Origin of the sequence: Streptomyces sp. NPDC002476, from assembly GCF_042889785.1 — a bacterium.
Taxonomy (GTDB): domain Bacteria; phylum Actinomycetota; class Actinomycetes; order Streptomycetales; family Streptomycetaceae; genus Streptomyces.
Window position 1 is genome coordinate 136,655 of sequence record NZ_JBIARH010000003.1, and the last position, 24,787, is coordinate 161,441.

The 24,787-nt window shown below is 70.2% G+C and carries 20 protein-coding genes; 18 read left to right on the forward strand and 2 right to left on the reverse strand.

Annotated features, from left to right (window positions below):
- The first annotated feature begins 491 nt into the window (after window positions 1-491).
- From typA to ACFYXM_RS04515, 12 genes are all read left to right on the forward strand, one after another.
- Window positions 492-2,396 (forward strand): translational GTPase TypA, encoded by a 1,905-nt coding sequence (typA, locus tag ACFYXM_RS04460; RefSeq protein ID WP_389286768.1) that lies wholly within the window; start codon window positions 492-494, stop codon window positions 2,394-2,396.
- 531 nt (window positions 2,397-2,927) lie between these two features.
- Window positions 2,928-4,580, forward strand: coding sequence for an ABC transporter substrate-binding protein (locus ACFYXM_RS04465; RefSeq protein WP_389286770.1), 1,653 nt, complete (start codon window positions 2,928-2,930; stop codon window positions 4,578-4,580).
- A 168-nt stretch (window positions 4,581-4,748) separates the two neighbouring features.
- On the forward strand, window positions 4,749-5,672 hold the full coding sequence (locus tag ACFYXM_RS04470; protein WP_389286772.1) for an ABC transporter permease: 924 nt from the start codon (window positions 4,749-4,751) through the stop codon (window positions 5,670-5,672).
- Between the two features lie 31 nt (window positions 5,673-5,703).
- Window positions 5,704-6,627 carry an ABC transporter permease gene (locus tag ACFYXM_RS04475; protein ID WP_389286774.1) on the forward strand — a complete coding sequence of 308 codons (924 nt, stop codon included), beginning with the start codon at window positions 5,704-5,706 and terminating at the stop codon, window positions 6,625-6,627.
- Between the two features lie 17 nt (window positions 6,628-6,644).
- Complete coding sequence (locus ACFYXM_RS04480; RefSeq protein ID WP_389286776.1) at window positions 6,645-7,700, forward strand: ABC transporter ATP-binding protein; 1,056 nt, start codon at window positions 6,645-6,647, stop codon at window positions 7,698-7,700.
- A complete protein-coding gene (locus ACFYXM_RS04485) occupies window positions 7,693-8,844 on the forward strand; it encodes an ABC transporter ATP-binding protein (protein ID WP_389286778.1) in 1,152 nt (383 codons plus the stop codon). The genes ACFYXM_RS04480 and ACFYXM_RS04485 overlap by 8 nt, the downstream gene beginning before the upstream one ends.
- A gap of 646 nt (window positions 8,845-9,490) precedes the next feature.
- Entirely contained in the window at window positions 9,491-11,116 is a 1,626-nt protein-coding gene (locus ACFYXM_RS04490; protein WP_389286780.1) for an ABC transporter substrate-binding protein, read from the forward strand.
- 103 nt (window positions 11,117-11,219) lie between these two features.
- Window positions 11,220-12,143: an ABC transporter permease gene (locus ACFYXM_RS04495; protein WP_389286782.1), complete on the forward strand. Its 924-nt coding sequence runs from the start codon at window positions 11,220-11,222 to the stop codon at window positions 12,141-12,143.
- A complete protein-coding gene (locus tag ACFYXM_RS04500) occupies window positions 12,136-13,113 on the forward strand; it encodes an ABC transporter permease (protein WP_389286784.1) in 978 nt (325 codons plus the stop codon). Before ACFYXM_RS04495 ends, ACFYXM_RS04500 begins: the two co-directional genes overlap by 8 nt.
- Window positions 13,114-13,123: 10 nt before the next feature.
- The gene (locus ACFYXM_RS04505) at window positions 13,124-14,101 is read left to right on the forward strand and encodes an ABC transporter ATP-binding protein (protein ID WP_389286786.1); all 978 of its coding nucleotides are present in this window, start codon (window positions 13,124-13,126) and stop codon (window positions 14,099-14,101) included.
- Window positions 14,091-15,311 (forward strand): ABC transporter ATP-binding protein, encoded by a 1,221-nt coding sequence (locus ACFYXM_RS04510; protein WP_389286788.1) that lies wholly within the window; start codon window positions 14,091-14,093, stop codon window positions 15,309-15,311. Before ACFYXM_RS04505 ends, ACFYXM_RS04510 begins: the two co-directional genes overlap by 11 nt.
- A 274-nt stretch (window positions 15,312-15,585) precedes the next feature.
- Complete coding sequence (locus ACFYXM_RS04515) at window positions 15,586-16,719, forward strand: hypothetical protein (protein WP_389286790.1); 1,134 nt, start codon at window positions 15,586-15,588, stop codon at window positions 16,717-16,719.
- A 192-nt stretch (window positions 16,720-16,911) separates the two neighbouring features.
- On the opposite strand, the gene ACFYXM_RS04520 is transcribed toward ACFYXM_RS04515, so the two are convergent.
- Window positions 16,912-19,044, reverse strand: coding sequence for a prolyl oligopeptidase family serine peptidase (locus ACFYXM_RS04520; RefSeq protein WP_389286792.1), 2,133 nt, complete (start codon window positions 19,042-19,044; stop codon window positions 16,912-16,914).
- 206 nt (window positions 19,045-19,250) lie between these two features.
- Here ACFYXM_RS04520 and ACFYXM_RS04525 point away from each other — a divergent pair, with 206 nt between their 5' ends.
- From ACFYXM_RS04525 to ACFYXM_RS04540, 4 genes are all read left to right on the forward strand, one after another.
- A complete protein-coding gene (locus ACFYXM_RS04525) occupies window positions 19,251-19,445 on the forward strand; it encodes a hypothetical protein (protein ID WP_073781780.1) in 195 nt (64 codons plus the stop codon).
- Window positions 19,446-19,666: 221 nt separating this feature from the next.
- Complete coding sequence (mshB, locus tag ACFYXM_RS04530) at window positions 19,667-20,635, forward strand: N-acetyl-1-D-myo-inositol-2-amino-2-deoxy-alpha-D-glucopyranoside deacetylase (protein WP_389286795.1); 969 nt, start codon at window positions 19,667-19,669, stop codon at window positions 20,633-20,635.
- Window positions 20,632-21,078 carry a DUF6113 family protein gene (locus ACFYXM_RS04535; protein WP_389286797.1) on the forward strand — a complete coding sequence of 149 codons (447 nt, stop codon included), beginning with the start codon at window positions 20,632-20,634 and terminating at the stop codon, window positions 21,076-21,078. Before mshB ends, ACFYXM_RS04535 begins: the two co-directional genes overlap by 4 nt.
- Before the next feature lie 175 nt (window positions 21,079-21,253).
- Window positions 21,254-23,308, forward strand: a complete 2,055-nt coding sequence (locus ACFYXM_RS04540; protein ID WP_389286799.1) for a hypothetical protein — start codon at window positions 21,254-21,256, stop codon at window positions 23,306-23,308.
- Between the two features lie 108 nt (window positions 23,309-23,416).
- Here ACFYXM_RS04540 and ACFYXM_RS04545 read toward each other — a convergent pair whose 3' ends face one another.
- Window positions 23,417-24,136: a hypothetical protein gene (locus ACFYXM_RS04545; protein ID WP_389286801.1), complete on the reverse strand. Its 720-nt coding sequence runs from the start codon at window positions 24,134-24,136 to the stop codon at window positions 23,417-23,419.
- On the opposite strand from ACFYXM_RS04545, the gene ACFYXM_RS04550 reads away from it, so the two are divergent.
- Both ACFYXM_RS04550 and ACFYXM_RS04555 read left to right on the forward strand, forming a co-directional pair.
- On the forward strand, window positions 24,116-24,421 hold the full coding sequence (locus ACFYXM_RS04550) for a Scr1 family TA system antitoxin-like transcriptional regulator (RefSeq protein WP_389286802.1): 306 nt from the start codon (window positions 24,116-24,118) through the stop codon (window positions 24,419-24,421). The genes ACFYXM_RS04545 and ACFYXM_RS04550 overlap by 21 nt on opposite strands.
- Complete coding sequence (locus ACFYXM_RS04555; RefSeq protein ID WP_389286803.1) at window positions 24,408-24,710, forward strand: DUF397 domain-containing protein; 303 nt, start codon at window positions 24,408-24,410, stop codon at window positions 24,708-24,710. Before ACFYXM_RS04550 ends, ACFYXM_RS04555 begins: the two co-directional genes overlap by 14 nt.
- Window positions 24,711-24,787: the final 77 nt, after the last annotated feature.

Here is a 24,787-nt window from a genome sequence, read left to right on the forward strand (position 1 = left end):
GAGCACCCGCTGACCCGGGTGGCCGCTCACTCCCCCCACCTCCGGGCCTCGTCCCGGAGTCCAGCCGCTGCGGAGCCCCACCTCCGGAGCCGCTCAAGTCCCGTGTCAGACGTCCCACCGGGGACCGTGGCCGTGTCCTTCGGTGAAATCCGTCGGAAGACATGGCCACGGTGATGCGAACGAGGACCGCGCCGCATCGCGGTGAGCGCGTACGCCGACGGGGACGACGGGAGCGGGCGGCCGAGACCGACCGGGGCCGCGGCGGGCATGGATCCGCCGCGGTCCGGCGGGCGGGACACCGGGCCCCGGCCCCGTCCGGAGCCCGCCGCGACCTCCGTTCCGGGGGCGGCGGGAATTCGCCGGGGAAGCCGCTACGGCGTCGGCCCTTTACGATGGTGGGTAGCCGTGGCGCGTACGCCCGGCGGGCGTACGAGGACCCGAGAGCGACTGAGACGCCTGATCCCACGATCCGAGAGAAGCTCAAGCCACACATGCCCACGCGCCATGACATCCGTAACGTAGCCATCGTCGCCCACGTCGACCATGGCAAGACCACCATCGTCGACGGCATGCTCAAGCAGGCCGGTGCCTTCGGCGCGCACCAGCTCGACTCCGTGGACGACCGCGTCATGGACTCGAACGACCTGGAGCGTGAGAAGGGCATCACGATCCTCGCCAAGAACACGGCGGTGAAGTACCACCCCAAGGACGGCGGGGACCCGATCACGATCAACATCATCGACACCCCCGGCCACGCCGACTTCGGTGGCGAGGTCGAGCGCGGTCTGTCGATGGTCGACGGCGTGGTGCTGCTGGTGGACTCCTCCGAGGGCCCGCTCCCGCAGACGCGTTTCGTGCTGCGCAAGGCACTCCAGGCACGGCTCCCCGTCATCCTGTGCATCAACAAGACGGACCGTCCCGACTCCCGCATCGACGAGGTCGTGAACGAGGCGTACGACCTCTTCCTCGACCTGGACGCGGACGAGGACCAGATCGAGTTCCCGATCGTCTACGCCTGCGGCCGTGACGGCATCGCCTCGCTGACCAAGCCGGAGGACGGCACCGTCCCGGCCGACTCGACCAGCCTGGAGCCGTTCTTCTCGACGATCCTCCAGCACATCCCGGCCCCGCGGTACGACGACGAGGCCCCGCTGCAGGCCCACGTCACCAACCTGGACGCGGACAACTTCCTCGGCCGTATCGCGCTGCTCCGCGTCGAGCAGGGCGAGCTGCGCAAGGGCCAGACGGTCGCCTGGATCAAGCGCGACGGCTCGGTCCAGAACGTCCGCATCAGCGAGCTGATGATGACCGAGGCGCTCACCCGCAAGCCGGCCGAGGTGGCGGGCCCCGGTGACATCTGCGCCGTCGCCGGTATCCCCGACATCATGATCGGCGAGACCCTGGCCGACCCGGAGAACCCGATCGCGCTGCCGCTGATCACGGTCGACGAGCCGGCGATCTCCATGACCATCGGTACGAACACCTCGCCGCTGGTCGGCCGCGGTGGCACCGGCAAGGGCGCGGACGCCAAGTCCGCCGTCAAGGACCGCAAGGTCACCGCCCGCCAGGTGAAGGACCGCCTGGACCGCGAGCTGATCGGTAACGTCTCGCTCCGCGTCCTCGACACCGAGCGTCCGGATGCCTGGGAGGTCCAGGGCCGTGGTGAGCTCGCGCTCGCCATCCTGGTCGAGCAGATGCGTCGCGAGGGCTTCGAGCTCACCATCGGCAAGCCGCAGGTCGTCACCAAGGATGTCGACGGCAAGGTCCACGAGCCGGTCGAGCGCATGACGGTCGACGTGCCCGAAGAGCACATGGGCGCCGTCACCCAGCTCATGGGCGTCCGCAAGGGCCGCATGGACAACATGTCGAACCACGGCTCCGGCTGGGTCCGCATGGAGTTCGTCGTCCCGTCCCGCGGCCTGATCGGCTTCCGCACGGAGTTCCTGACCCAGACCCGCGGCACGGGCATCGCCCACTCGATCCACGAGGGCCACGAGCCCTGGTTCGGCCCGCTGCAGACCCGTAACAACGGCTCCCTGGTCGCCGACCGCGCCGGTGCGGTCACCGCCTTCGCGATGACCAACCTCCAGGAGCGCGGCGTGCTGTTCACCGAGCCCGGCACCGAGGTGTACGAGGGCATGATCGTCGGCGAGAACTCGCGCTCCGACGACATGGACGTGAACATCACCAAGGAGAAGAAGCTCACGAACATGCGGTCCTCGTCGGCCGACTCGTTCGAGGCGATCGTCCCGCCGCGCAAGCTCTCCCTGGAGCAGTCGCTGGAGTTCTGCCGCGACGACGAGTGCGTCGAGGTGACCCCGGAGGCCGTCCGCATCCGCAAGGTCAACCTGGACGCCCGCGAGCGCGCCCGCACCGCCTCGCGCGCCAAGCGCTGACGCCGGCCAGTACCTTTCGGCCTCCGCCAGTCCCTTTCGGCCCGGCCCCTGCGCACACGGTGCGCAGGGGCCGGGCCGCTTTCGGGGAACGTCTTTTGACGGCCCGGCGGCATCCCGTGACGGTCACCGGCACGGCCCGTGTCGCCCCGTCAGCGGGCCCTCCGGAACCGGGGGCGCGGGTTCCTCAGACATTCAACCCGTTTTCTTCGATCGGATGTCCGGTTATCGGGCGTCGCTCTCCGGAACATGCATTAACGGTCCGGTTCGGGGGTGTCTGTCTAGGATCGCTTTGTCCGTATTTCGGGTCTACGCGTGCGGTTGATGTTGCCAAAACGAGACCCTTTAGGTGTGGTTTACGGCCCAGCCGTCCTTAATAGTTGGCTCGATGAGCTCGGGTCAATGGGTCACGCACTGTGGGGAGTGCCGACTCACGAGCACACTCGGGGCACTGAACGATCGCCGTCAGGGGTGTCGGTGTATCACTCCAGTGTCCTTCTTGAAGTCAAAAGTGGACTCATGAGGAGGAAACCCATGCGTGGTGCCAAGAGCGCCAAGTGGGTCGCGGGAGCGGCAATCATCGCCCTGTCCGCGACCGCCTGTGGCGGCGGGGACGGCGACAAGAACGAGGGCGCCGGTAAGGGGGGCAATGGCGGCACGTTCCGGCTCGGCATCACCGAGCCCGTTTCCATCGACCCGGTGAACGCCCAGGAATCCGAGGGCATGCTCGTCACCCGGGCCATCTTCACTCAGCTGTACGACGTGGCCACGGACGGCAAGCTCATCCCGAAGCTCGCCGAGTCCGGCACGTCCGAGGACGGCAAGACCTGGACGTTCAAGGTCAAGGCCGGCACGAAGTTCACCAATGGTGAGACGGTCGACGCCGAGTCGTTCATCCGCGGCTGGACCCGTGTCGCCGCCAAGGCGTCGGCCTCCGACGTCTCGTACCACATGGCCGGCATCAAGGGCTACGAGGACCTCAAGGGCGGCAAGACCGACAAGTTCGCCGGTCTGTCCGCTCCGGACGCCAACACCCTCAAGGTCGAACTGTCCGAGGTCGACTTCGAGTTCGACAAGAAGACCGCCCACGCGGCCTTCAGCCCGGTCCCGAAGGTCGCCGGCGCCGGTAAGAACAAGAAGTACAACGGTGCCCCGATCGGCAACGGCCCCTTCAAGATGGAGGGCAACTGGGAGCACAACAAGTCGATCAACCTCGTCCGCAACGACGACTACGGCCTGAAGAAGGCCAGCCTGGACAAGGTCGAGCTCAAGATCCTCAACCCGAGCAACAGCTCCCAGCTCGAGTACACGGGCTTCCAGTCGGGTCAGTTCGACTTCGCCCGTATGCCCACGCCGCAGCTCTCGGTCGCCAAGGCCAAGTACGAGCCGCAGGGCCAGTGGTACTCGGCCGATTTCTCCGGCATCAACTACCTGGTCGCGTTCAACAAGAACAAGCCGCTGAACAACGCCGACGCGCGCAAGGCGATCTCGTACGCGATCGACCGCGAGGCCATCGCCAAGTCCGTCTTCCAGGGCATGCAGAAGCCGGCCACCGCGTTCCTTCCGCCGTCCTTCGCCGACACCTACCAGGCCGGTGTCTGCACCTCCTGCCTCAAGCAGGACAAGGCCAAGGCCAAGGAGCACGCCGAGAAGGGCGGCCTGAAGCCGGGCACGACCATCAACTTCGGCTACAACACCGGTGCCGGCCACGAGGAGTGGGTCCAGGCCGTCGGGGCGCAGCTGAAGGAGGTCCTCGGCCTCAACGTCAAGCTGAACGGCAAGCCGTTCAAGGAGGCCCTGGCCGTACAGCAGGAGAAGAGCACCGACGGTCTGTGGCGTTCGGCGTGGACCGCCGACTACCCGACCGCGGACAACTTCCTCGCCCCGCTGCTGAGCACCGACGGCATCGGTGAGGACCCGTCGACCGGCAAGGCGCAGGGCGACAACCGCGGCCGCTACTCGAACCCCAAGTTCGACAAGCTGCTCGACCAGGCCCGTTCCGAGAAGGACGCCGCCAAGCGCGCCTCTCTGTACCAGCAGGCCGAGAAGATCGCGCTCGACGAGGACCAGGGCGTCATCCCGCTGTGGCAGCGCACGCAGTACCGCCTGGTGAACACGAAGAAGTTCGGCAACTTCAAGATGAACTTCTTCGAGGACCCGGACCTCGCGGAGATCACGCTCAAGTAAGAGCCTTCTTCAGCAGGTAGGCGAAGGCCGTGGAGTCGGAGTAACTTCTTCGGCTTCCACGGCCTTCGCCCAGTACCGGGCGTACCCCCCTAGCGGCGCCCGGCAGCGGCCGCTCTCCCGACCGGATGATGCCGCCCATCCCCACGCTCAGTATGTGAAGGAGGCATCGTGGGCAGATATGTGATCCGCCGGCTCGGGCAGATGATCGTCGTCCTCTTCGGTGCGACCGTTGTTCTTTTCTGCTGTCTGTTCATCCTGCCCGGCGACCCCGTGGGTTCGCTCGGTGGCGACAAGGCCCGTGACCCGGCCGTCGTGGCCGAGCTTCGGGAACGCTACGGACTCAATGATCCACTGCCGGTGCAGTACGGTCACTTCGTCCAGAATCTGGCCAAGGGCGATCTCGGTGAGGACTACACCCAGGGCCGCCCGGTGACCGAGATCCTGAAGCCGAAGCTCGCGAACACCGCACAGCTGGCCATCGCGGCCATCGTCATCGACATCGCGATCGGCGTCTTCGCGGGCCTGATCGCCGCGTTGTTCAGATATTCATTCTGGGACGTGTTGATCACACTACTGACCACGTTGGCCGTCGGATTCCCATCCTTCATCATCGGTATGGTCCTGCAGAAGTTCTTCGTGGTGGACCTCCAGTGGTTCCCGCTGATCTCCGACGGCTCCTTCAACTCCCTGGTCCTGCCCGCCTTCACCCTCGCGATCCTCGACGCGGCACTGGTGGCGAGACTCATGCGCGGCACCATGCTGGAGGTGCTGCGGGCCGACTACGTCAAGACGGCCATCGCCAAGGGCCTGCCTCGGCGCACGGTTCTCGTCAAGCACGTGATGCGCAACTCGATCATCCCGGTCGTCACCTACCTGGGCATCTCCTTCGGCAGCCTGCTCGGTGGTGCGCTCATCACCGAGGCGATCTTCAACTGGGACGGCATCGGGCTCGCCCTGGTGCAGGCGGTCCAGCAGCAGAACAACCCGATCATCATCGGCGTGGTGACCTTCGGCGTCGGCGTGTTCGTCCTGCTCAACCTGATCGTCGACCTCTTGTACGCGGTCCTCGACCCGCGCATCCGTCTCGCCTGAACCCAGGCAGCCCGTTCTAGGAGTCACACCCATGACTGAGCTCACCAAGAGCACAGCGGAGGCGGGGACCGCTCAGAAGGCGGCCGCTCCGGCCGAGGCCGAGCCGGCGATCGCCCGCGTCACCCAGTGGGGCGAGATCCGTCACCGCTTCATGGCCAACAAGCTGGCCGTGGTCGGCCTCGTGCTGGTCGTCCTGCTGTTCCTGACCGCCGCTCTGGCACCGCTGCTGGCGCCGTACGACCCGCTGGCGCAGGACCTCAACAACACCCTCCAGGCGCCGGGCGGCGACCACCTCCTCGGCACCGACGCGCTCGGCCGCGACCAGCTGTCGCGCATCATCTACGGCGCCCGCATCGCCGTCATCATCGGTCTCGCCTCGATCTTCCTGGCCTCCCTCATCGGCATCATCATCGGTTCCCTCGCCGGATACTTCGGCAAGGCCACCGACTCGGTGCTGATGCGCATCGCGGACGTCTTCTTCGCCTTCCCGCTGCTGATCGGTGCCATCGTCATCATCATCGCGATGGGCCGCGGCGTCGCCCCGGTGATCATCTCGCTGGCGGTCTTCTCCTGGCCGACCGTCTCCCGACTGCTGCGCAGCTCGATCCTGTCGGTCCGTGAGGCGGACTACGTGCTCGCCGCCCGCGCGCTGGGCGCCAGCACCTCGCGGATCATCATCCGGCACATCATTCCCAACTCCATCGCCGCCGTGATGGCGTACGCCGCCTTCAGCGTCGGCAGCGCGATCGTGGCCGAGGCATCGCTGTCCTTCCTGGGCGTCGGCGTCAGCCCCGAGGTCGCGGAGTGGGGCAACATGCTGTCGGCCGCCAAGGACTTCCTCGGTGTGAAGGACTACCTCTGGGTGTATCCCTCCATCGCGATCGTCCTGACCGTCCTTGGTTTCGTTTTCGTCGGTGACGGGCTGCGCGACGCCCTTGACCCGAAGCTGCGCTGAGAGGGCGGCACCACGACATGACTACTTCACACGTCACTGCGGAGGCGCCGGGCAGGCGCTCCGGCGACGCCGACACGCCCGTCCTCGAAGTGCGCGACCTGCACGTCGAGTTCAAGACCCGCGAAGGCATCGTCAAGGCCGTCAACGGCGTCAACTACAGCGTCCGTGCCGGTGAGACGCTCGCCGTGCTCGGCGAGTCCGGCTCCGGCAAGTCCGTGACCGCGCAGGCGATCATGGGGATCCTCGACTCGCCCCCCGGGCGGGTCGCCAAGGGCGAGATCCTCTTCCGGGGGCAGGACATCCTCCAGCTCCCGGAGAACGAGCGGCGCAAGCTGCGCGGCCCGAAGATGGCGATGATCTTCCAGGACGCGCTCTCCGCGCTGAACCCGGTCTACTCGGTCGGCAACCAGCTCGGCGAGATGTTCCGGGTCCACCAGGGCATGTCCAAGAAGGACGCCAAGGTCAAGGCCATCGAGCTGATGGACCGGGTGAAGATCCCGGCCGCCAGCAGCCGGGTCAACGACTACCCGCACCAGTTCTCCGGCGGTATGCGCCAGCGCATCATGATCGCCATGGCGCTGGCCCTGGAGCCCGACCTGATCATCGCGGACGAGCCCACCACGGCGCTCGACGTGACGGTCCAGGCGCAGGTCATGGACCTGCTGGCGGAGCTGCAGCGCGAGTACAACATGGGCCTGATCCTGATCACCCACGACCTCGGCGTGGTCGCCGACGTCGCGGACAAGATCGCGGTCATGTACGCGGGCCGGATCGTCGAGCAGTCCCCGATCCACGAGCTGTACAAGCGCCCCGCGCACCCGTACACCCGCGGCCTGCTCGACTCGATCCCGCGCCTGGACCAGAAGGGCCACGAGCTCTTCGCGATCAAGGGCCTGCCGCCCAACCTGCTGAAGGCGCCGTCCGGTTGCGCCTTCAACCCGCGCTGCCCCAAGGCGCAGGACATCTGCCGCACCGACGTCCCGGCCCTGCTGCCGGTGACCGAGGCGGACGGCACCGAGCTGGTCGGCCGCAGCAGCGCCTGCCACTTCTGGAAGGAGCAGATCCATGGCTGAGGACAGCAAGAAGGCCGACGCCGTGGACGCCACCCCCAACGTCACCGAGGTGGACACGGCCGACGTCGCCACGGAGGCGGAGGCGGTCGCCGCCCTCGACGCCAAGGTGGACCGGGGCGAGCCCATCCTCCAGGTGCGCAACCTGGTCAAGCACTTCCCGCTGACCCAGGGCATCCTGTTCAAGAAGCAGATCGGCGCGGTCAAGGCGGTCGACGGCATCTCCTTCGACCTGTACCAGGGCGAGACGCTCGGCATCGTGGGCGAGTCCGGCTGTGGCAAGTCCACGGTCGCCAAGCTCCTGATGCTCCTGGAGACCGCCACCTCCGGCGAGATCTTCTACAAGGGCCAGGACATCACCAAGCTGTCCGGCAAGGCCCTCAAGGCCGTCCGCCGGAACATCCAGATGGTGTTCCAGGACCCGTACACCTCGCTCAACCCCCGTATGACGGTGGGCGACATCATCGGCGAGACGTACGAGATCCACCCCGAGGTGGCACCGAAGGGCGACCGCCGCCGCAAGGTCCAGGAGCTCCTGGACGTGGTGGGCCTGAACCCGGAGTACATCAACCGCTACCCGCACCAGTTCTCCGGCGGTCAGCGCCAGCGCATCGGCATCGCCCGCGGTCTCGCGCTCAACCCGGAGATCATCATCTGCGACGAGCCGGTCTCCGCGCTCGACGTGTCGGTGCAGGCGCAGGTCATCAACCTGATGGAGAAGCTCCAGGACGAGTTCAACCTCTCCTACCTCTTCATCGCGCACGACCTGTCGATCGTCCGGCACATCTCCGACCGCGTCGGCGTGATGTACCTGGGCAGGATGGCCGAGATCGGCACGGACGAGCAGATCTACGACCACCCGACGCACCCGTACACGCAGGCGCTGCTGTCGGCGGTCCCGGTGCCGGACCCGGAGGCCCGTGAGAACCGCGAGCGGATCATCCTCACCGGCGACGTGCCGTCCCCGGCGAACCCGCCGTCCGGCTGCCGCTTCCGCACCCGTTGCTGGAAGGCGCAGGACAAGTGCGCCGCGGAGACGCCGCTGCTGGCGGTGCCCGAGCGCTTCAAGTCGTCGGATTCGCCGGCCGCGCACGAGTCGGCCTGCCACTTCGCCGAGGAGAAGGACGTCGTCGGCGCGGCTTCGTGACCCGGCGCGTGCCGCGGCACGTATGACGCGGCGTGTGTGACACGGACGGCCCGGAACCCCCGAGGTTCCGGGCCGTCCGTCGTGTCCGGCCGTCCTGGCCGTCCCGGCCGTCGAGCCGGTGTCCGGCCGCACCGCCGCACGGACACTCACCGCGGTGTCCGACGCCCCGTCACCCTCCGCTCGTCCGGCGGAGTGGGGACGCGTCACACTCCGGCAGTCAGGTCGCCGTTGCGATACGGGACTTGAGTGACTGCCGAGGTCCGGTGGCCGGGCGCGGACGTGATCGTTTCCTTGTCGCGGGAAGGCGCCGGTCCGGTAACGCGCACGCGCTCGGCGGTGCCTGCCCGTCGGCGGTGCCTGCCGTCCGGTGAGTGCTCACTCCGTGCTGAGCCCGTTCCCTCTTGCTCCCCAGGTCGTAAGAGGGTCTCCCGCATGGCGTCGGTCCGTCAGATCGCCGCCCAGGGGCCCCTGGACCTCCGCCGGGCGGGCCCGCCCGGATCCCCGTCGGAGAGGTGACGGGTGCACACGTACGGCCGCCGACAAGGTGCGTGGGTCGTGACGGGAGGTGATATTCGACGAGAGGTGACGTCGAGTGAGGGTTCGGTGACATGAAGTGATGCGACCGGGCGCGAGGAGAAGGCACTCCATGCGCGGAGCCACACGGGCCGGATGGATCGCCTGCGCGGCGGTCGGCGCCCTGACGGCGACGTCATGCGGAGGCGGCGAGGAGCTCCGCGGCGGTCCCGACGGAATCGTGAGGTCCTCCTGGGGCGACCCGCAGAACCCGCTGGAACCGGCGAACACCAACGAGGTGCAGGGCGGCAAGGTCCTCGACATGATCTTCCGCGGGCTCAAGCGCTACGACCCGAGGACCGGCGCCGCCACCGACATGCTCGCCGAGCGGATCGAGACCAAGGACAACCAGAACTTCACGATCACCGTGAAGGACGGCTGGACGTTCAGCAACGGCGAGAAGGTCACCGCGAGGTCCTTCGTGGACGCCTGGAACTACGGCGCCCTGCTGAAGAACAACCAGAAGAACGCCTACTTCTTCGGCTACATCGACGGATACGCCAAGGTCCACCCGGCCGCCGGTCCCGCCACCGCGAAGACGCTCTCCGGCCTCGGGGTCGTCGACGACCGCACCTTCACGGTCAGGCTGTCGCAGAAGTTCTCCCTCTGGCCCGACACCCTCGGCTATCCCGCCTTCGCCCCGCTGCCCCGGGCCTTCTTCGCCGACCACGCCGGCTGGCTGGCCAAGCCCGTCGGCAACGGTCCGTACACCGTCGACTCGTACACCCGGGGCGCCGCCATGAGCCTGCGCAGATGGGACGCGTACCCCGGCCCCGACAAGGCGCGCAACGGCGGCATCGACCTCCAGGTCTACACCGACAGCAACACCGCCTACACCGACCTGATGGCCGGGAACGTCGACCTCGTCGACGACGTGCCCGCCGCACAGCTGAAGAACGTCAAGACGGACCTCGGCCCCCGCTACATCAACACCCCGGCCGGCATCATCCAGACCCTCGCCTTCCCCTTCTACGACCGGAAATGGGCCGCACCGAAGGCCGCCAAGGTCCGTCAGGGCCTGTCCATGGCCATCAACCGGGAGCAGATCACCCACCAGATCTTCCGGGAGACCCGCACCCCCGCCTCCGACTGGACCTCCCCGGTCCTCGGCGCGCACGGCGGCTTCAAGGAAGGGCTGTGCGGCGCGCCCTGCGCGTTCGACGCCGCCGGGGCCAAGAAGCTGATCCAGGAGGGCGGCGGCATCCCGGGAGGCCGGCTCACGATCACGTACAACGCGGACACCGGATCCCACAAGGAGTGGGTGGACGCCGTCTGCAACAGCATCAACCGGGTGATGGACGACAACAAGGCGTGCGTCGGCACCCCGGTCGGCACGTTCGCCGACTTCCGCGCCCAGGTGTCCCGGCAGCGGCTCACCGGCGCCTGGCGGTCGGGCTGGCAGATGGACTACCCGCTGATCCAGAACTTCCTCCAGCCGCTGTACTACACCGACGCCTCGTCCAACGACGGCAAGTGGAGCAGCAAGAAGTTCGACGGCCTGGTCGACCGGGCCAACGCCGAGTCCGACCGGGCCAGGGCCGTTACGACGTTCCAGGACGCCGAGAGGGTCCTGGCCGAGCAGGTGCCCGTCATTCCGCTCTGGTACCAGAACGGCAGCGCGGGCTACTCGGAGCGGGTGAGCGACGTGGCGCTGAACCAGTTCAGCGTCCCGGTGTACGAGGGGATCCGGGTCAAGTGACCCGCCGGGACCGGCATCCCGCCGTACGCCGCCGCCCCCGGCCACCGGGAACCGCACCCCGGCCCTCCGGAACCCGCCGCCCCCGCGACCCCCGGGAGCCCTCATGGGACGCTATGTGATCCGGCGGCTGCTGCAGATGATCCCGGTCTTCTTCGGCACCACGCTGCTCATCTTCCTCATGGTGAACGTGATGGGCGACCCCGTCGCGGGCCTCTGCGGCGAGCGCCGGTGCGACCCGGCCACCGCCGCCCGGCTCCGCTCGGAGTTCGGCCTCGACAAGCCCGTGTGGCAGCAGTACGCGACGTACATGGGCAACGTCTTCACCGGCGACTTCGGCACCGCGTTCAACGGGCAGAAGGTCACCGAGCTGATGGCCAGGGCCTTCCCCGTCACGATCCGGCTCACCGTCGTCGCGATCGTCTTCGAGATCGTCATCGGCGTCAGCCTCGGCGTCGTCACCGGACTGCGCCGCGGACGCCCCGTCGACACCACCGCCCTCGTCCTGACCCTGGTCGTCATCTCCGTCCCGACGTTCGTCACCGGCCTGCTGCTGCAACTCCTCCTGGGCGTCGAATGGGGCCTCGTCAAGCCCTCCGTCCCGCCGGGGGCGCCCGTCGACGCGCTCATCGTCCCCGGGCTCGTCCTCGCCTCGGTCTCCCTCGCGTACGTCACCCGCCTCACCCGGACCTCGATCGTGGAGAACGCCCGCGCCGACTACGTCCGCACCGCCGTCGCCAAGGGGCTTCCCCGGCGCCGCGTCGTCGTCCGGCACCTGCTGCGCAACTCGCTGATCCCCGTCGTCACGTTCATCGGCACGGACATCGGCGCCCTCATGGGCGGCGCGATCGTCACGGAACGGATCTTCAACATCCATGGCGTCGGCTACCAGCTCTACCAGGGCATCCTGCGCCAGAACTCCCAGACCGTCGTCGGTTTCGTCACCGTCCTGGTCCTCGTCTTCCTGACGGCCAACCTGCTCGTCGACCTGCTGTATGCCGTACTCGACCCGAGGATCCGCTATGCCTGAGCAGCAGACACCGGACGAGGCGATCTCACCGGGCGGCGCGGGCGGAGCGACGGGCCTCGCCCTGGAGGAGGGCACGACCCTCGAAAGGGCGCCCGGCGGCCCCGGGGGCACCGGACCCGCCGGGAAACCGCGCAGCCTGTGGTCCGACGCCCGGCGGGACCTGTGCCGCGACCCGGTCTTCCTCGCCTCCGCCCTGATCATCCTCTTCCTGGTGGTCATCTCGATCCGGCCGTCGCTGATCGCCGGCCAGGACCCCCTCGACTGCGACCTCGCCCGGGCCCAGGACGGCCCCCGCCCCGGGCACCCCTTCGGCTTCGACGGACAGGGCTGCGACGTCTACACCCGTACCGTCCACGGAGCCAGGAACTCCGTGACCGTCGGCATCTGCGCCACCCTCGGCGTCGCCCTGCTCGGCGGACTCCTCGGCGGTCTGGCGGGATACTTCGGCGGCTGGTGGGACGCCGTCCTCTCGCGCGTCACCGACGTCTTCTTCGGCATCCCCGTGGTCCTCGGCGGGCTGGTCTTCCTGTCCGTCGTCACCAGCTCCACCGTCTGGCCCGTGATCGGCTTCATCGTGCTGCTGGGCTGGCCGCAGATCGCCCGCATCGCCCGGGGCGCCGTGATCACCGCCAAACAGAACGACTACGTACAGGCGGCCCGGGCGCTCGGCGCCTCCCACACCCGGATGCTGCTGCGCCACATCGCCCCGAACGCCGTCGCGCCGGTGATCGTCGTCGCGACCATCGCGCTCGGTACGTACATCGCGCTGGAGGCGACCCTGTCGTTCCTCGGCGTCGGGCTGAGGCCGCCCGCCGTCTCCTGGGGCATCGACCTCTCCGCCGCCTCCCCGTACATCCGCAACGCCCCGCACATGCTGCTCTGGCCCGCCGGGGCCCTGGCGGTCACGGTGCTCGCCTTCATCATGCTCGGCGACGCGGTGCGCGACGCCCTCGATCCCAAGCTGCGCTGAGGAGCCCGCCATGCTGCTGGAAGTGCGCGATCTGTACGTGGAGTTCCGCACCCGCGACGGTGTCGCCGAAGCCGTCAACGGAGTCACCTGTGCCGTGGACGCGGGCGGGACACTGGCCGTGCTCGGCGAGTCCGGCTCCGGCAAGTCCGTGACCGCGCAGGCGATCATGGGGATCCTCGACTCGCCCCCCGGACGGATCGGCGGCGGCGAGATCCTCTTCAAGGGCCGCGACCTGCTGAGGATGGGCAGGGAGGAGCGCAGGAGGATCCGTGGCCAGGAGATGGCCATGATCTTCCAGGACGCGCTCTCCTCCCTCAACCCCGTCCTCGGCGTAGGGGAACAGCTCGGTGAGATATTCGTCGTCCACCGGGGGATGTCCCGCAAGGACGCCCGGACGAAGGCCGTCGAGCTCATGGACCGGGTCCGCATCCCGGCAGCGGGGCAGCGCGTCCGCGACTACCCGCACCAGTTCTCCGGCGGTATGCGCCAGCGCATCATGATCGCCATGGCGCTGGCCCTGGAGCCCGACCTGATCATCGCGGACGAGCCCACCACCGCCCTCGACGTGACGGTCCAGGCCCAGGTCATGGACCTGCTGGCGGAGCTCCGGCGCGAGTACGGCATGGGCCTGATCCTGATCACCCACGACCTCGGCGTGGTCGCCGACGTCGCGGACCGGATCGCCGTGATGTACGCGGGCCGGATCGTTGAATCGGCCCCCGTCCACGACATCTACCGGGCCCCGGCCCACCCGTACACCAAGGGCCTGCTCCGGTCGATCCCGCGCCTGGACCAGAAGGGCCGGGAGCTGTACGCGATCAAGGGCCAGCCGCCCAACCCGCTGCGCGTCCCGCCCGGTTGCGCCTTCCATCCGCGCTGCCCGCTGGCCCGGGACGTCTGCCGGGGCGAGGTGCCACCGCTGTTCCAGGTGGCCGAGGACCGCGAGAGCGCCTGCTACTTCTGGGAGGAGGCGCTCGATGCGCGCTGATCACGCGACGCCCGCCGACCGGGGGAGCGGTCCGTCCCCGGGAAGCGCCCCTCTTGGGGTGAGCGACCGCGGCGAACCGATCCTCCAGGTCCGCGACCTGGTCAAGCACTATCCGCTGACCCGGGGCGTGCTGTTCAGGAAGCAGATCGGCGCGGTCAAGGCCGTCGACGGCGTCTCCTTCGACCTCGCGGCCGGGGAGACGCTCGGCATCGTGGGGGAGTCGGGCTGCGGCAAGTCGACCGTGGCCCGGATGCTGGTGCATCTGGAGCGGCCGACGGCCGGTGCGATCAGGTACAAGGGCGAGGACATCACCAGGCTGTCGGGGCGCGCCCTGAAGGCGGTGCGCCGCAACATCCAGATGGTGTTCCAGGACCCGTACACCTCGCTGAACCCGCGCATGACCGTCGGCGACATCATCCGGGAGCCGTACGAGATCCACCCCGGGGCGGCGCCGAAGGGCGACCGCCGCCGCAGAGTGCGGGAACTGCTGGACGTGGTGGGCCTGAACCCGGAGTACGTCAACCGCTACCCGCACCAGTTCTCCGGGGGGCAGCGCCAGCGCATCGGCATCGCCCGCGGACTGGCCCTGAACCCGGAGATCATCGTCGCCGACGAGCCCGTCTCCGCCCTCGACGTCTCCGTCCAGGCACAGGTCGTCAACCTGCTGGACCGGCTCCAGAGGGAGTTCGGGCTGAGCTACGTCTTCATCGCGCACGACCTGTCGATCGTCCGGCACATCTCCGACCGGGTGTGCGTGATGTACCTGGGCCGGATCGTGGAGACCGGCACCGACGAGCAGATCTACGACCACCCCACCCACCCGTACACCCAGGCGCTGCTGTCCGCCGTGCCGGTGCCGGACCCGACGGTCCGCACGCGGCGGGAGCGGATCATCCTGCACGGCGACGTCCCCTCGCCCGCCGATCCGCCCTCCGGCTGCCGCTTCCGGACCCGCTGCTGGAAGGCGCGGGAGAGGTGCGCCCGGGAGGTGCCGTTGCTGGCGGTCCCGGAGGTCTTCCGGGGGACGGACGGCCCGGCGGAGCACCCCTCGGCCTGCCACTTCGCGGAGGAGAAGCGGGTGGTGGCACCGGAAGGACCGGCCAGGCCGGGCGGACCGGGTGGGGAGGGCGGATCGGACAGGCCGGGCGGGCAGGGTGGACCGGGCGGGGAGGGTGGGACGCCGCCTTCCGGGAGCGGCCGGCCGGCCTGACCACGGGGCGTACGGGCGGGGCCCGGTGGCGGGGCCGGGCGGCGGGGCCCGGTGGCGGGGCCGGGGGATTCCGTAACGCGTGGGCAACGCGGCCGTCGCGCCTCCGGCACGCGGCTGCGGCAGCATGGGCGGAGCGCGGCCGTGCGGGTGCCGCGGACCGGCCGGGGCGCCAACTCCCCCCGGCAGGTCGCCCGTTGATCGTCCGGTTGCCCGTTCGCGCAACACCCCGGCGATCCCCTTGCCCGGTGCCGGGGGACGGTGGAGTATCGCTCGGGTGATACTCACACGGGGGGCAAGGATCACAGGCGCCGTTCTCTGCGCCCTGCTTGCGGTGATCGTCGCGGGCTGGATCGTACGGGACCTGGGCGCGGTCGGCGGACCGGGACGGTTGCTGCGGCACTGGACCGGCTACGAGAACGCACACCTGCCGGAGATGCCCACCACCTCGATCGACGACCTGGTCCTGTTCGTGGTGTATCTCGTCGTCGCCCTCACGGTCATGCGGGTCTCGGTGGCCGCCTCCGCGCTGGTCGCGACCGGGGTCCTCACGCTCGCCCTCCGGCTCCCGGGACTCTGGAACATCGGGACGTCCCCGATGGACGGCATGTTCTCCGACGAGCTGCGCACTCGCGCTCTGATCTGCGCCTTCGTGGCCATCGCGATGGCGGTGGCGCTGATCATCACGGCGGGCGCGGGGCGCCGCCCGCCGGCCGGCTTCTCCGAACGGGTCCCGATCCGGCCGGGCCAGGGCGCGGGCGTGCTCACCTTCCTGCTGCTGGGCGCCTCGGCGGCGATCAACGCCGCGTGGGAGATCCGGACGATGGCGCGGCTTCCCGAGCTCTTCCCCGACTGGTACCTGGGCGGGGAACAGGTCTCGCACGGGCTGATCGACCCCCCGCTGGGCTGGGCCGGTGCCGTCGTCGTGCTGCTCTGCCTGTTCGCGGGCGGGAGCGCGCTCGGCCGCGCCGCGTACGCCCGGCCGTTCGGCCTGATCGCCGCCGGGATACTACTGCCGGGCGCGGCGGGGGCGGTGATCCGCTCCCTGGATCAGGGCATGCTGGGGTACTTCGGCGAACTGCCCACCGAGAGCCAACTCCTCGTGCTGAGCTGGACCTTCGAAGCGATCGCCGCTCTGGTCGTGCTCATCGCGCTGGCCGTCCGGGGCCCGGCCGGCCACCTCGCCCAGCCGTATCAGGGGTACGACCCGGACTACGAGGGCTACGGGGGCTACGGGTACGGCCCGGTCCCCGGCCCCGGACCTGGGCCGGGACTCGGACAGGGCTACGGCTACCCCGGCTCCGGCCCGGGCCCCTTCGGGGCATCGCCTCCGCCGCCGCCCGACCGGACGCCGCCCCTTCCTCCTCATCAGCCGCCGCCTCCGCCGTCCCAGCCGCCGCCGGGCTGGTGACGATCCGATGAAAGATCGGAGGACGTCCGGTGAGGAGCCGGTGAAAGGCCGAAGGCGGGCCGGTGAAGGTCCGGAGGCGGATCGGTGAGAGATCGGTGAACGGTGGACGGCCGCCGGGCACCCCGGCGGGGTGCCCGGCCCGGTTCAGAGCCTGCCGGGTGACCTCCGACCGGGCGGCCACCCGGCGGAATCTCAGTCGCGCAGCCCCAACGACCGCTTCAGGAAGTCCACTTGGAGCAGTAGCAGGTTCTCCGCCACCTGTTCCTGGGGCGTCATGTGCGTCACCCCGCTGAGCGGCAGCACCTCGTGCGGGCGCCCCGCCGCCAGCAGCGCGGACGACAGCCTGAGCGAGTGCGCGACCACGACGTTGTCGTCCGCCAGACCGTGGACGATCATCATCGGGCGCACCTGCTCCGCCGCCTCCGAGAGCCCGTCGTCCGTCAGCAGCGAGGTGTGCGCGTACACCTCCGGCTGCTCGGCCGGGTCGCCGAGATAGCGCTCCGTGTAGTGGGTGTCGTAGAGCCGCAGGTCGGTCACCGGTGCGCCGACCACCGCCGCGTGGAAGACGTCCGGCCGCCGCAGCACCGCGAGCGCCGACAGATATCCGCCGAACGACCAGCCGCGGATTGCAACCCTGCCGAGGTCCAGGGGGTAATTTTCGGCCAATGTGTGAAGCGCCTCGACCTGGTCGTCCAGGGTGAGCGCGAGATCGTCCTTGACGGCCTTCTCCCAGGCCGGTGAACGGCCCGGGGTGCCCCGGCCGTCCGCGACGACCACGGCGAAGCCCTGGTCGGCGAACCACTGCGAGGTCAGGTGCGCATGGTGCGCGGCGAGCACCCGGCGGGCGTGCGGTCCGCCGTACGGATCCATCAGCACCGGAAGCGGACCATCCGATTCCTTGTAGTCCCGGGGGAGCAGCACGGCGCACGGAATCCGCCGTGCGCCCCCCTCGGTGAGCCGCACCCGCGGCGAAAGCACCGGTTCCTGGGCGAAGTTCGCGATGGTGGCGATCCGCTTGCCGTCGCGGAGCACCTCGGCGCGCACCCCCGGCCACTGGAGCGACTGGGAGGTCAGCACCGTCACGTCGCCCGCGCGGACGGCCGAATGGACCCCGGCCTCTTCGGAGATCCGTTCGACGCCCAGCTCGTTGACCCGGTACACGTGGGTCTCGCCGATCTTCGCTTCCGCGGCTTCCTCGCCCGCCGACGCCGACACCAGAATGTCCGAATCGCCGATGTCCAGGACCGCCCGGAGCTGCAACTGGGCGCCGGTCAGCAGCCGGTCGCCGACCGCGAGCACGCGCGCCCCGCCCTCGTCGGCGATCCGCACCAGACGCCCGTCCGGCGCCCAGGCGGGTACCCCGGGGAAGATCTCCAGCCAGACCGGATCCTCGTCGACGTGCACCGTCCGCGTGGCGCCGGTCTCCGTGTCCACCGCGAGATGGAGCTGACTGCGCTGGTCACGGGCCTGCACCAGGAGCAGCGGAGCCCCCGCCGACGACCAGTGCACCTGGGCGAGGTACGGATAGCGCGCACGGTCCCAGACCACTTCGGTACGGCCGCCGTCCAGGTCGGTCAGGAAGAGCCCCACCTCGGCGTTGGGCGTCCCCGCCGCCGGGTAGGCGACCTCGGCGGGCGTGCGGTCCGGGTGTGCGGGGTCGGCGATCCACCACCGCCGCACGGGGCTGTCGTCGACCCGGGCGACCAGCAGCCGGTCCGAGTCCGGCGACCACCAGAAGCCCCGCGAACGCTGCATCTCCTCGGCGGCGATGAACTCCGCCAGACCGTACGTGACGTTCCCCGTCTCCGGTTCCGCGAGCGCCCGGTCCCCGTCGCCCTCGGCGCCCACGACGCGCAGCGCGCCCTTGGCCACGTAGGCGATGTGCCGCCCGTCCGGCGAGGGTCGCGGGTCGATCACCGGGCCCGGTACCGGCAGCGCGCGCGCCGTGCCCGCCCGCAACTCCGCGACGTACACCTTCCCGGAGAGCGCGAACGCCGCCAACTCGGCCGCCGCGTCGACCGCGTAGCCGACGATCCCCGAGGAGCCCTCGCGGCTCCGCTCGCGCCGGGCGCGCTCCTGGGCCGACAGCCGTTCCGCGGAACCGCCCAGCAGGGCCTCGGGATCGGCGACGACCCGTTCCGTCGGAGCGCCGCTCTCGGGCAGGTCCAGCACCCACAGCCGGCCCGACCGTTCCGTTCCGGAACCTGACCGAAGAAAGACCACCCGCCTCCCGTCGGGTGAGATGGTGAACGCGCGCGGAGCGCCCAGGCTGAAGCGCATGGTCCTGGCGTGCTGGCGAGGAAATGAGATCTGCTGCGAAGTCATGGCCCGAACCTAGTCCCCGATCCACTGCCCAGTCCCGATCCAGTCCCGGCCCAGTCCCCGATCCACCGGTCGTGCGCCCCTCGTGCTGCCGTGCTCCGATCAATGCGGTGGCACGGATAGTTATGATCCGTAGCGCTCGGTGGGTATGAACCTGCTGGCTCCACTTGTGCTGCCCGTCCCGACCGTACTGATGGAGGTGAACCGCCGTGGCACTCTCGATTTCGGCGGTGGTGCTGCTGGCGATCGTCGTCTTCCTGCTGATCCGGAAATCCGGACTGAAGGCCGGACATGCGGTGGTCTGCGCGCTGCTCGGTTTCTATCTCGCCAGCTCGTCCATCGCGCCCAGCATCGCGAACCTGACCACGAACGTGGCAGGGATGATCGGCAGTCTCAAGTTCTGAGGCACGGCCTCCGGAACGCTGTTTCCGGGGCACGGCGTCCGATCCCGAGACACGACTTCTGAGGCACGGTTCCGAGACAGCGGCTTCCGAGTACGGCCCATGAGGCACGGCTCGGCGGCGCGTCCCGGTTCGGCGGCACGGTGGTCCGACGGTACAGCGGTCCGACGGTCATACGCAGGCGCGGTCGGTTCTCCAGGCGCTCGGCTCGTAGGGTGGTCCCCATGACGGACCACCCCGCCCGGCGCCTGCTTCTGGTGCACGCGCACCCCGACGACGAGTCGATCAACAACGGCGCCACCATGGCCAAGTACGCGGCCGAGGGCGCCCTGGTCACCCTGGTGACCTGCACGCTCGGCGAGGAGGGCGAGGTCATCCCGCCCGCCCTCGCCCACCTCGCGGCGGACCGGGACGACGTCCTCGGCCCCCACCGCCGGGGCGAACTCTCCGCGGCCATGAAGGAACTCGGCGTCACCGACCACCGCTTCCTCGGCGGTCCCGGCCGCTACCGCGACTCCGGGATGATGGGCGCCGAGCAGAACGACCGCCCCGGCTCCTTCTGGTCCGCGGACGTGGACGAGGCCGCGGCCCACCTCGTGACGGTGATCCGCTCGGTGCGCCCGCAGGTCCTCGTCGCCTACGACCCCGACGGCGGCTACGGGCACCCGGACCACATCCAGGCGCACCGCGTCGCGATGCGCGCGGCGGAGCTGGCCGCCGACCCGGCCCACGACCCCACGACCGCCCCGCACACCATCGCGAAGACCTACTGGAACCGGGTGCCGCGTCCGGTCGTCGAGGAGGGCTTCGCGCGCCTGCGCGAGACGGCACCGGACGCCTTCCCGGGCATCGCCACCGTGCAGGACGTGCCGGGCGTGGTCGACGACGCCGGGATCACCACGCGGATCGACGGCTCGGCCCACGCGGCGGCCAAGCGCGCGGCGATGCGCGCACACGCCACGCAGATCGTCGTGGACGGCGACTTCTTCGCCCTCTCCAACGACCTCGGCCAGCCCGTTCTCACCACCGAGTACTACGAGTTGGTGCGCGGTGTTCCCGGAGCCCCGCGGGGCGAGCGCGAGGACGACCTGTTCGCCGGCCTGCCGGACGCGGAGTCGGACGTACGTGCGGGCGCGGAACCCGGAGCGGGCTCGGAAGCGGGCGCGGGCACGGGGACGGGAGCGGGACGATGAGCGACGGCGGGAAGCGCGCCGCGCGCTCCGGGGCACCTTCCCGGGACGTCCCGGCCACCGGACTGGCCGCGCCCCTCAACCCCGGCCGGATCGCCGGCCATGTGGGCCTCGCGGTCCTCGGCGCGCTCGTCGGGATCGCCGGTTCACTCGTCCAGGCGGCCTGGTTCCCCGGCGGGCTGCTGCTCGCCCTGGCGGCCTGTGCCGGGCTGTTCCACGGCGGGCGGCGCCTCCACGACACCCAGACCGGCGCCCTGGTCCCTGCGGCGGGCTGGCTGATTTCGATCGTGTTTCTGCTCGGCGGGCGGCCGGAGGGCGACTATGTCTTCGGCGACGCGGTGGGGCTCGCCCTCTTCCTGCTGGGCGGGATGGTCATCGCCATGATCTGTGCCACCATGTCGCGGTCGCCCCATCCGGGAGCCGACAGCGGCCGACCTGGCAAGTAATGTGCCACGGCCGACCCCGTAATGCCCTGGGCCCGTCAGGGGGTCACGCGGTCGTTTCCCCCGGTCGAGGGGTGTCTGTCGGCGCTGGCCAGTATGGTGGTTCGCGCGCCGAGCCGTCCCCCGGCCCGCGGCAGGGGGGAAGTACGGGCGGCGGAGCCAATCGGGAGAACCTGCTTTGAGTCGTGAAACTGACAGTTCGTCCTCCGGGACCCAGGGGCGCGGAGGAGCCGCGTACCCCTCGGGGACGCCGCCGTACGGATCCCGCCAGTATCCGTCGCCGCACCCCTCGCAGGACGCCCAGGACGGGGCTCCGGAGCCCGCGGACCGGAAGCGGCCCGAGGAGCCGCGGACCGAGACGACGCTGACGACGCGTATCCGGATCAACATTCCGGGCTCGCGTCCCATCCCGCCCGTCGTGATGCGCACGCCCGTGAACGAAGGCGACGCCGCCGACATGGAGCGCACCAGCAGCATCCCGCGCCCCGGTTCGCCCGCGGCGGACGCGCCGGGCGCCGTGCCCGACGCCGAAGCGGCGTCCGCCGCCGCGCCCTCGGAACCGGCCTTCGAGAAGCCGGCCGCCAGGGAGAAGAGCAACAGCGACTGGTTCGCGCCGCGCAAGCCGCCCATGAGCACCTCGGTCACCGGCCCGAAGACCTCGGTCGCCGGTGGCGCGCCCGGCGCCCCGGCCGGTGGCGGTGGAGCGACCGGTGCCCCGACGGGCGGCGCGGACGCCCGGGAGGGGGCCGCGGCCACCCCGCCCCGCGTCGAGCCGCCGTACTTCTCCGACGGTCCGCAGCGCACCGCCGGCCCCGAGGGGCCCCGCCCTGGCGGCAGCGCGCTCGACGAGTTCGGTGTCCGGGCTCCCGAGGGCCCGGCGGCGGGCCCGGGCGGCCCTACCGCGGGACCGGTCGGCGGCGCCTCGCCCCTGACTCCGAACACCGCCACGAGCACCGTCACCGGGGGCGGCGCGGTGCCGCGACTGTCCGACGACACGGCGGAGCTGACACCCCAGTTCGCCGCCGCGGCGCGTACCGGGTCCGACGGCAACGTCTCCGGTGACACGCTCACCAGCGGCATTCCGGTCATCACGCCGGAGTCGCGCCCGGCGTCCTCGTTCCCGAGCGCGGGCGGGCCCGGTGGCCTCTCCGCCCGGCGCGCCGACGCGGCGCCCCGGGTCGAGGACGGGGCGATGGGCACGGGTCCGCTGGGCTCGGGCGGCTCCGCCGCCCCGACGCCCGTTCCCCCCGCCCGTTCCGCCCCGGCGTCCGCGCCCGCGAAGAAGAAGGGCCGCTCCAAGCTGGTGCTGCTCGGCGCGGGTGTCGTCGGTCTGGCCGCCGTCGCGTACGGTGCCGGGCTGCTGATGAACCACTCCGACGTCCCGAAGGGCACCACCGTCCTCGGCGTGGACATCGGCGGCGGCACGAAGGAGGAGGCCGTCGCGAAGCTGGACGCCGCCCTCGGCAAGCGTGCCGTGGCGCCCCTCCAGCTGTCCGTGGACGGCAAGAAGACCGAACTCGCGCCGGACAAGGCCGGACTCGCCCTGGACAGCCAGGAGACCGTGCGCGCCGCCGCCGGCAGCGACTACAACCCGATGTCCGTCATCGGTTCCCTCTTCGGCCAGAAGCGCGTCGTCGACCCGGTGATCCCGGTCGACGAGGAGAAGCTGGGCGTCGCGCTGACGGACCTGGCGGGCGTCTCCGGCTCGGCGAGCGACGGCACGATCAAGTTCGAGCCCGACAAGGCCATCGCCGTACCCGGCAAGGCGGGCAAGGGGCTGGACGTCAACCAGTCGATGATCTCGGTGCGCGACGCGTACCGGGCCCAGGTGCAGACCGGCAAGGCGTCCACGGTCCAACTGCCCGTCACCAGGCGCGAACCCACCATCACCCAGGCCGAACTGGACCGGGCGATGAAGGAGTTCGCGGAGCCCGCGATGTCCGGCCTGATCACGATCAAGGCAGGGCCGAAGCAGATCCAGTTCGGTCCCGCCAAGTCGCTGCCGCAGATCCTCTCGATGGTGCCGGTGGACGGGAAGCTGGTCCAGCATTACGACAAGAAGGCCATCGACACCCTGTGCGACGGCGTCTTCGACGGCATCATGATCACCAAGGGCGACGGCAAGAAGCACCAGTTGAACGCCGACGACGTGGCGGCGGCCATGCAGAGCGCGCTGCTCGGCAAGACTCCCGCCGAGCGCACCGCCACGATCAGCCTCGACGGCAACGGCTGACCGGTCCCCGCCCCGGGCCTGCGCGCCCCGGGAGACGTCACACGTGCCCGCCCCCGTCCGGACCCGGCCGGGGGCGGGGCGGCCCGTTCGGACCCCGCACCGGGCCGGTCAGCGCCGGGCCGGCCGGCCGCACAGCCCCGCGCGTACGGCGGCGACGCCCTTTGCCGTGGCCGCCGCGTACTGATCCTGCTGCGGTGCCTGCTCCTGGCACGAGTCGCAGCATTCCTCGTCCCCCACGGGGAGGAAGAGGAAGGGCTGCGTGTGGGCACCGGCGCATTCCCGCATCAACGACAGGCGGGACGGGGACGCGCTCACGGCGGGCTGGACGCGCGTTGCGGGCGTCCTCGCGGGCCCCGGGTCGCAGAGCACGTACCGCAGAAGGCCGCCGGGCCGGTGGATGATCCGGTCCATCCCCGGCAGGCTGCGGCGGACCTCCGCGCGTACGTCGTCGGCCGTATGGCCCATGTCCAGCCACTGCGAGGCGAGCGCGGCGAGCTGGGGGAGCATGCCACGCGGGACGTTCAGGCGGGGGTCGAGGGCGGTGATGCTGTCGACCAACTCCTGTGCCGCGTCAGGCGCGTGCCGCACCTCGGTCCGCGCCTCGGTCCGCGTCTGCGTCTCCGCCTCGACGGCCTCGGCGGCAGGGGCCGGAGCGGGGAGCGGGGGAGGGTTGGAGGTCTTTCCTTCGGAGGTCTTTTCGGGATGACGGCCGACGACCCGACCCTTCGGCTGACCGGCGGCCGGGCAGGCGGCTGTCGGACGTCCGTCGCGCACGGCGACCGCCTCCTCGGCGGTGGTCCCGCCGTGATGGCCGAGCAGTTGCGTCACCTTGTGGAGGTGGGGGAGAGCCGACGAATCCGGCTGCATGTCCTGCCGTTCGCGGTCGGCTACCACGCGCTGATGGAGGGCATGGTTTCCCTGATGTGGTTCAAGGACCTGCCGCCGGTGGCCTATGCGGAAGGTCTCAAGTCGGGGCGGGTCTGGGAGATTACGTCGGTAGTGCGTGACTGTCAGGTGGCCTACGATCACGCACTGGGGGACGCACTCTCGCACCGCAAGTCCCTGGCTTTCATCCGGTCGGTCGCGGAGGAATACGAGCATGAAGCGCAGTGAGTACAACGTCCGGGATGCCTCGTCCCTGCCCGCCTGGCGCAAGTCCAGTTACAGCGGTTCCAGCGGCGGTTCGTGCCTGGAGGTCAGCGAGGCGTTCGCGGTCTGGCGCAAGTCTTCGTACAGCGGCGGCAGCAGCGGTGACTGCCTTGAGGTGAACGACGCCTGTGCTGCCTGTGTCCCTGTGCGGGACAGCAAGAACCCGCAGGGTCCGGCTGTTGTCTTCTCGGCTTCGGCGTGGACGCCCTTCGTCGCGGCGGTCAGGGGCGACGGCGGCGGTCTGCGGTACTGAAGACGATGTGATGTACGGCGGTGGCGGTCAACTGCCTCCGTACGCAAGGGCCCCGCCCGGTACTCGTGCGCCATTCC